At 48.0% G+C, this 488-nt stretch carries 1 pseudogene; it reads left to right on the top strand.

Going from position 1 to position 488, the window contains the following annotated elements:
- A pseudogene (locus ACTHUM_RS19110) lies at positions 1-488 on the top strand (regulatory protein NosR); the annotation flags it as partial.

Here is a 488-nt window from a genome sequence, read left to right as displayed (position 1 = left end):
ACCACACAACACACCCCCAAAACAAAAAACCACCAACCACCCACACACCCCCACCAACAAAACCAACAAACCACCCAAAAAAAACAACAAAACAAACACAACAAACCACACAAAACAAAACAACAACAACAACACACCCACCAACCCACACACCACACCAACCAACCAACCCCCCACCAACAAAAACCCCCCAAACAAAACCAACCAAAACAACCCACAAAAACACCCAAAACCCAACCAAAAAACCACAACAACGACCAACAAAGACCACCACCCCCAGAAAGGTCCGAGTCATGTCCGCGGTGGCACCTCCGACCGCATTGAAATGATTCAAAACAACACCAACTCCCACTTTACCGACGCGCAACACGAACATGCAGTTACCCTACCCGCCGAAGGTGCACCTACATTTAAAGAAGCTTCTTGGTTCACTATCCCAGAAGGTGTGGAATTCGATGGTGCTGAACCATGGCGTCCACAACTGATAA

This window comes from Neisseria sp. P0021.S006, from assembly GCF_051956895.1.
Note: the sequence above shows the minus strand (reverse complement) of the source record. Positions and strands in the feature narration are given on the sequence as shown.